Here is a 6,163-nt window from a genome sequence, read left to right as displayed (position 1 = left end):
AAGCCGCACCTCCAAAAAAAAAGTAAAAGTTAAGAATTAAAAAATAGTTAACCCCGTTATTAAAAAGTAACGGGGGTTTTTTGTGCTACATAATATTGATTATTGATATTGCTGCCTTATTTTTGCGGTAATTCTATAATAAAATATCCGAATGCAGTTTTTTTTCCTTCAAACAGTCAATACAAATAATACTTATAATTATTTACCTATTGCTTTGCAACTGTTTTTTGCAGCAGGTTTAATTATTACCATAATGGTGCTCAGTAACTATTTAGGGCCCAAAAGAAAAACCACCGATAAACTCCAAAATTTTGAAAGTGGTATAGAAATTAAAGGCAATGCCCGCCAGCCAATGGCAGTTAAATATTTTTTAGTAGCCATTTTATTTGTGTTGTTCGATGTGGAGGTTATCTTCTTTTATCCTTATGCAGTAAATTTTAAAGAATTGGGTAAAGATGGTTTTATAGCGGTGGTTATGTTTGTGGGTTTATTTATAGCAGGGTTTGTTTATATAATTAAAAAAGGGGCTTTAGATTGGGAAGAATAGTAATAGATAATTAGCAACAGTTAATTTGCAAATTGTCTATTGCTGATTGCCAATTTTTTTTGTAAGTATTTAATCAATTGAATTTATGTCACGTCCGGTACAATATAATAATCACATAAAGTTTGAGGGTATTCCCGAAGGATACATGGGCGAAGGTTTTATGGCTACTAATTTAGAAAAAGTAGTGAGCCTTGCCCGTAAAAATTCCATCTGGCCTTTACCATTTGCAACAAGTTGTTGCGGTATTGAGTTTATGGCCACCATGGCAAGTCATTACGATTTGGCCCGGTTCGGCAGCGAACGTGTGGGCTTTTCTCCACGCCAGTGCGATCTGTTAATGGTAATGGGAACCATAGCAAAAAAAATGGGGCCAATTGTAAAACAGGTTTACCTGCAAATGGCAGAGCCACGCTGGGTTTTAGCTATGGGAGCCTGTGCCTGCAGCGGCGGAATTTTCGACAGTTATTCTGTTTTGCAGGGTATAGACCAGGTTATTCCTGTTGATGTTTATATACCCGGTTGCCCGCCAAGGCCCGAAGCAGTTTTAGATGGATTTATGAAAATACAGGATTTGGTAAATGCAGAAGGATTAAGGAGAAGGCACAGCGATCAGTATAAAGAATTACTAACAGGATACGGCATACAATAGGATTTGTGATTTTAGATTTCAGATTTACTGCAATCACACAAACTAAAATCATTCAAAAGCATCATTAGATTTTGGGGTTAATAAAAATCTAAAATCTAAAATCTAAAAATTAGAAATGGCTTTAACTAACGATACAATTAAACAAAAACTATCAGAAAAATTTGGTGATCAATTAACCGATTGGCAGGAGCCTTACGGTATGTTAACTTTTACTGCACCCAAAGATTTAAACATTAAAGTTATGCAGTTTTTGTTTGATGATGCTGAACTGCGGTTTCAGTTTTTAACCGATTTGCAGGCTGTGCATTACCCACAAAAAAAAGGAGCAGAACTGACAGTAGTGTATCACCTGCATAACTTAGTTGATAATGTACGGATAAGGTTTAAAGTATTTACTGATATTGCAAAGCCCGATGTATTTACTGCCACAGCTTTATACAGTGCAGCAAATGTTATGGAAAGAGAAACCTATGATTTTTACGGGGTAAATTTTATAGGTCATCCTAATTTAATAAGAATATTGAATGTGGAGGAGATGGATTATTTTCCGATGCGTAAAGAATTTCCATTGGAAGAGCAAACGAGGATTGATAAAGATGATGAGATGTTTGGAAGGTAAGGCCTGGTGTAGTATCTGAAAATAAAAGGTATGAGCAAAGCATTAAAAGGATTAAATGTTTTATCCAAACATGACCCTTATATGTTTAATAAAATATTAGGTCATAAAGAATACAAAATAGTAATTGAGAAGGCTGATGGGGATGCAGAAAAGCTTAAAAATATTTTTTGGAATGATTTGGCAGATGATTATCATTGGGAATTTATTAAAGGGGAAATAGTTTTGAGGAGCGGAAAGTCAGTAATGGCAGCAACAGTAAAACAAAATTTGCAAATGTTGCTCTGGGGCTTTCTGAAAAAAAATAAAACTGGGGAAGTTTTTGGAGCAAGATGTGTTTGCAATTTTGACGACAATTTTTTTTCGCCGGATATTTTTTATTACGAAAGTAGAAATGCAAAACTTTTTTATGCGGAAATGAACAGTTTTCCCATTCCAGATTTTATAATTGAATTTAATGATGAAAATACAGAAGCAAATAACAGAGGTGTAAAGTTTGAAGAATATAAGCGCAAAGGAGTAAAAGAGTACTGGATGGTTAATACAGAAAGTAAAACGGTTGAGCAATATTTATTGACGAAAGGGATTTTTGATTTTATGGGCTTTACGAAATCTGGTAAATTAAAAAGTTTTGTTGTGAATGAATTTGAATGTTCTCTGGAAGATATTTTTGAAATGTAAGATGTAAATACCTTTATATAAATGGTGTATTTTCAACAAAACATAATTAAAGCTCAGTAAAGATATAATGTTGAAGAGTGTCTTGCCTTAGGCCAGACCAATAAAGATGATTAAAGAAAAAATGTTGGAAACAATTTTATTATAAAACATAATCAAAGTCCCCTAGGGGATTTAGGGGTTTCATGACAGATACATCACACATTTTATTACCCGAAGGTTCCATAGAAAAGCAAACCACAACGCTTAACCTGGGGCCAACGCACCCTGCAACGCATGGTGTGTTTCAAAATATTCTGGAGCTGGATGGTGAACGCATTATGAAATCTACTTCCACAGTAGGTTACATACACCGTGCCTTCGAAAAAATTGCGGAGCGCAGGCCGCTGTATCAAATAACGCCGCTTACCGACAGGTTAAATTACTGTTCCTCCCCCATCAACAATATGGGCTGGCATATTACCTGCGAAAAATTATTAGGCTTAACGCTGCCCAAAAGGGTAGATTATTTACGGGTAATAATTATGGAGCTGGCCCGGATAAGCGATCATTTAATTTGTAATTCCATTGTAGGTGTGGATAGCGGAGCTTACTCCGGATTTTTATACCTGATGCAGTTCAGAGAATTGATTTACGAAATTTATGAAGAAATTTGTGGCTCACGGCTAACAACTACCATTGGCCGCATTGGTGGATTTGAAAGAAATTTTACTGCGGTAGCATTTGAAAAATTAGAAAAATTTTTAAAAGAATATCCAAAGCAATTAAAAGAATTTGAAAACCTGTTTACCCGTAACAGGATTTTTATGGACAGAACAATTGGTTGTGGTCCCATTGCAGCGGACAGGGCTTTAAACTATGGATTTACCGGCCCCAATTTACGTGCCGCCGGTGTAGATTACGATGTTCGGGTACACACGCCCTATAGCAGCTACCAGGATTTTGATTTTATTATTCCTGTTGGTAAAACCGGCGATTGCTACGATCGTTTTTTAGTGCGTAACGAAGAAATGTGGCAGAGCCTCAGCATTATTGAACAGGCTTATCAAAAAGTGCAGCAATTTAAAGGGGCTGAGGCAGAAGTTTTTCATGCTGATGTTCCTGCTTATTATTTGCCCGAGAAAAAAGATGTGTACACCAAAATGGAAGCGCTTATCTATCATTTTAAAATTGTGATGGGTGAAACAGATATTCCTGCCGGTGAAGTGTACAGTTCTGTGGAAGGTGCCAATGGCGAGTTGGGATTTTATTTAATAAGCGATGGGGGAAGAACGCCGTACCGCTTGCATTTTCGCCGACCATGTTTTATTTATTACCAGGCATTTGAAGAATTAGTAAAAGGCGGTATGTTAAGCGACGCTGTAATTACCATGAGCAGTTTGAATTTGATTGCGGGGGAGATGGATGCGTAGCCCCTCTTATCCTCCCAAGAGGGAGGGAAATGGAGAAGGTTATGTTTTTAGAAATGAATTATGAAATAGTAAATTATGAGTGCAATTGATGCAATAAATAATTTAGATTACCAAGTTTATAAAAATTTATGGGTAGAATTTTGGATTAACAAACTTGGGTATAATCCTCCGGACAGAAAAATGTCAATAAGAATAATATCGTTGAAACAGGCAAGAGGGGAAGACGAAGAAATGGGAAAGGAATTTGTAAAATTTTATAAGCATAAAGTAAATAAATGAGTATTGTATTTTCATCAGAAAAATTAAATAAGGTTTCGGAAATTATCAGCCGCTATCCCGAAGGCAAACAAAAAAGTGCTTTGCTGCCGGTATTGCATTTGGCACAGGAAGAATTTGGTGGCTGGCTGGATGTGCCGGTGATGGATTATGTAGCAACCTTATTAAATATTGAACCAATAGAAGTATATGAGGTAGCCAGCTTTTACAGTATGTACAATTTAAAACCTGTTGGTAAATATATGTTTGAAGTTTGCCAAACCGGCCCTTGTATGGTAAACGGCAGCGATACTATTATTGATTACATCAAACAAAAATTAAACATTGCAGTTGGAGAAACCACCACCGATGGTATGTTTACTTTAAAAACTGTAGAATGTTTAGGTGCCTGTGGTTACGCACCCATGATGCAGTTGGGTAAAAATTACCGGGAGCATTTAACTAAAGAAAAAGTGGATGCGATAATTGAGGAGTGCAGAAATACAGCAGCATTAAAAAATTAATTGAAATGAAAAAAATACTTACGGCCTTTTTTCTTTTTGCAATAGTTAATGCCAATGCACAAAGCAAAGATGAGAAAGAACTCACCGAAAAAACCTATTTGTTAAGCCATACTATTTTTGGTACAAAAGATAGTTTGACTTTAGAAAGTTTGCTGGCAAAAACAGTTTCTTACGGCCATTCTCATGGCAACCTGCAAACCAGGGAAGAAATGATTAAAGGTGTAAGCCGCAACCAGTCAAACTATACCGACACGGCAGTTTCAAACATAAAAATATTTATGCAGGACAAAACGGCAATAGTGCGGTATCTTTTTAAAGCAAAAGAAAATAAAAAAGATGGCACCATAACCGATCTTGATTTTAGTATGATGCTGGTATGGATAAAAGAAAAAGGAAAATGGAAATTAATGGGCAGGCAGGCGGTAAGCCTAAAGTAAATAAATTGAAATGGGAATAACTAACGCTATATTAAAAGTAAAAGAGCACCGCAAATCTGAAAAGATTGCTGAGGTTAATTTTTTGGTTGATAGTGGCGCTATTTATAGTTTAGTGCCCGGTAAAATATTAGACGTACTGGACATTGAGCCTTATAAAGAAATGAGTTTTTCCCTTGCTGATGGAACCACTTTAAAAAGAAGCGTTTGCAGTGCGTATTTTAAATTTGAAGGAGAAGGTGGCCCGGCGCCGGTTGTGTATGGTGAAGAAGGGGATGAGCCGTTGCTGGGAGCTACAACATTAAAATCTTTGGGTTTGGTATTAAATCCTTTTACAAGAACATTGCACCCAATGCGGATGTTAATGGCTAAATTAAAATCATGAAATTTTTTATAACAACATTTTTATTAGGGGCCTTTGTTTTTTGTACTGCACAAACAACCGACGAAGAAAAACTAACCGCAACGGTAAAAGAATTTCACCAGGCGCTGGTAAAAAAGAATACCATTTCTATAAACCAGCAAACAGATAAGGCATTAAGTTACGGCCACAGCAATGGCTGGGTAGAAAATAAAGTTGACATTATTAAAGATTTGGAAACAGGTTATATCAGTTACCAAAGTTTTAAAGAAGACAGTATTACAGTTTTGATAAATGGCAATATGGCTAATGTGCGGTTTATAGCAGATATTTCAGCAACCATGAAAGAAGCCACCAATACCTATCATTTAAAAGTATTGGAAGTTTGGGTGAAGAAAGGAAAACGCTGGGTGTTATTTGCAAGGCAGGCGATAAAGGGGTGATTATGTTCATGGAGCAATTATTATTTAATTTATGAATAAATATTTTTTTCTTTTATTCTTAACGTGTATGATTTGTGCATCAGTTATTGCCCAAACCGGACTTTCGGATAAAGATTTATATAAGTATGAGAAGCTGGCAGTTGACTCTGTTTTGGGAGAGTTTGCAGTAAGCAGTAAAGGAGATACGCTTAGGGGAAGTGATTTTTACGTTAAATATTTTGTCATCTCTACTCCGCACTACTTT

Annotated in this window: 10 protein-coding genes; all 10 read left to right on the top strand. The window is 36.1% G+C overall.

Features of this window, described 5'->3' with window-relative positions; translation table 11 throughout:
* Window positions 1-151: 151 nt before the first annotated feature.
* The 10 genes from ACY65O_RS05995 to ACY65O_RS05950 all read left to right on the top strand — a co-directional run bounded on the left by ACY65O_RS05995 (window position 152) and on the right by ACY65O_RS05950 (window position 5,919).
* A complete protein-coding gene (locus ACY65O_RS05995; protein ID WP_462219943.1) occupies window positions 152-547 on the top strand; it encodes an NADH-quinone oxidoreductase subunit A in 396 nt (131 codons plus the stop codon).
* 85 nt (window positions 548-632) lie between these two features.
* Window positions 633-1,196, top strand: a complete 564-nt coding sequence (locus ACY65O_RS05990; protein ID WP_462219942.1) for an NADH-quinone oxidoreductase subunit B — start codon at window positions 633-635, stop codon at window positions 1,194-1,196.
* Between the two features lie 115 nt (window positions 1,197-1,311).
* Window positions 1,312-1,815 (top strand): NADH-quinone oxidoreductase subunit C, encoded by a 504-nt coding sequence (locus ACY65O_RS05985; RefSeq protein ID WP_462219941.1) that lies wholly within the window; start codon window positions 1,312-1,314, stop codon window positions 1,813-1,815.
* A 30-nt stretch (window positions 1,816-1,845) separates the two neighbouring features.
* Window positions 1,846-2,493, top strand: a complete 648-nt coding sequence (locus ACY65O_RS05980; RefSeq protein ID WP_462219940.1) for a Uma2 family endonuclease — start codon at window positions 1,846-1,848, stop codon at window positions 2,491-2,493.
* A gap of 182 nt (window positions 2,494-2,675) precedes the next feature.
* The gene (locus ACY65O_RS05975; protein ID WP_462219939.1) at window positions 2,676-3,902 is read left to right on the top strand and encodes an NADH-quinone oxidoreductase subunit D; all 1,227 of its coding nucleotides are present in this window, start codon (window positions 2,676-2,678) and stop codon (window positions 3,900-3,902) included.
* A gap of 75 nt (window positions 3,903-3,977) precedes the next feature.
* Window positions 3,978-4,181, top strand: coding sequence for a hypothetical protein (locus tag ACY65O_RS05970; protein ID WP_462219938.1), 204 nt, complete (start codon window positions 3,978-3,980; stop codon window positions 4,179-4,181).
* The gene (locus tag ACY65O_RS05965) at window positions 4,178-4,681 is read left to right on the top strand and encodes an NADH-quinone oxidoreductase subunit NuoE family protein (protein WP_462219937.1); all 504 of its coding nucleotides are present in this window, start codon (window positions 4,178-4,180) and stop codon (window positions 4,679-4,681) included. The genes ACY65O_RS05970 and ACY65O_RS05965 overlap by 4 nt, the downstream gene beginning before the upstream one ends.
* A 5-nt stretch (window positions 4,682-4,686) precedes the next feature.
* Window positions 4,687-5,118 carry a nuclear transport factor 2 family protein gene (locus ACY65O_RS05960; protein ID WP_462219936.1) on the top strand — a complete coding sequence of 144 codons (432 nt, stop codon included), beginning with the start codon at window positions 4,687-4,689 and terminating at the stop codon, window positions 5,116-5,118.
* A gap of 10 nt (window positions 5,119-5,128) precedes the next feature.
* Window positions 5,129-5,500 (top strand): hypothetical protein, encoded by a 372-nt coding sequence (locus tag ACY65O_RS05955; RefSeq protein WP_462219935.1) that lies wholly within the window; start codon window positions 5,129-5,131, stop codon window positions 5,498-5,500.
* Window positions 5,497-5,919 carry a nuclear transport factor 2 family protein gene (locus ACY65O_RS05950; protein ID WP_462219934.1) on the top strand — a complete coding sequence of 141 codons (423 nt, stop codon included), beginning with the start codon at window positions 5,497-5,499 and terminating at the stop codon, window positions 5,917-5,919. The genes ACY65O_RS05955 and ACY65O_RS05950 overlap by 4 nt, the downstream gene beginning before the upstream one ends.
* Window positions 5,920-6,163: the final 244 nt, after the last annotated feature.

It is taken from the genome of Ferruginibacter sp., assembly GCF_031430955.1.
GTDB lineage: Bacteria > Bacteroidota > Bacteroidia > Chitinophagales > Chitinophagaceae > Ferruginibacter.
This window is presented reverse-complemented; position numbering and strand designations above follow the sequence as displayed.

Excerpts from the sequence above, each read along its gene's own strand:
- ACY65O_RS05965 (WP_462219937.1), top strand. The coding sequence starts at position 4,178 with ATGAGTATTGTATTTTCATCAGAAAAATTAAATAAGGTTTCGGAAATT.
- ACY65O_RS05955 (WP_462219935.1), top strand. The coding sequence starts at position 5,129 with ATGGGAATAACTAACGCTATATTAAAAGTAAAAGAGCACCGCAAATCT.
- ACY65O_RS05990 (WP_462219942.1), top strand. The coding sequence starts at position 633 with ATGTCACGTCCGGTACAATATAATAATCACATAAAGTTTGAGGGTATT.
- ACY65O_RS05985 (WP_462219941.1), top strand. The coding sequence starts at position 1,312 with ATGGCTTTAACTAACGATACAATTAAACAAAAACTATCAGAAAAATTT.
- ACY65O_RS05995 (WP_462219943.1), top strand. The coding sequence starts at position 152 with ATGCAGTTTTTTTTCCTTCAAACAGTCAATACAAATAATACTTATAAT.
- ACY65O_RS05980 (WP_462219940.1), top strand. The coding sequence starts at position 1,846 with ATGAGCAAAGCATTAAAAGGATTAAATGTTTTATCCAAACATGACCCT.
- ACY65O_RS05950 (WP_462219934.1), top strand. The coding sequence starts at position 5,497 with ATGAAATTTTTTATAACAACATTTTTATTAGGGGCCTTTGTTTTTTGT.
- ACY65O_RS05970 (WP_462219938.1), top strand. The coding sequence starts at position 3,978 with ATGAGTGCAATTGATGCAATAAATAATTTAGATTACCAAGTTTATAAA.
- ACY65O_RS05975 (WP_462219939.1), top strand. The coding sequence starts at position 2,676 with ATGACAGATACATCACACATTTTATTACCCGAAGGTTCCATAGAAAAG.
- ACY65O_RS05960 (WP_462219936.1), top strand. The coding sequence starts at position 4,687 with ATGAAAAAAATACTTACGGCCTTTTTTCTTTTTGCAATAGTTAATGCC.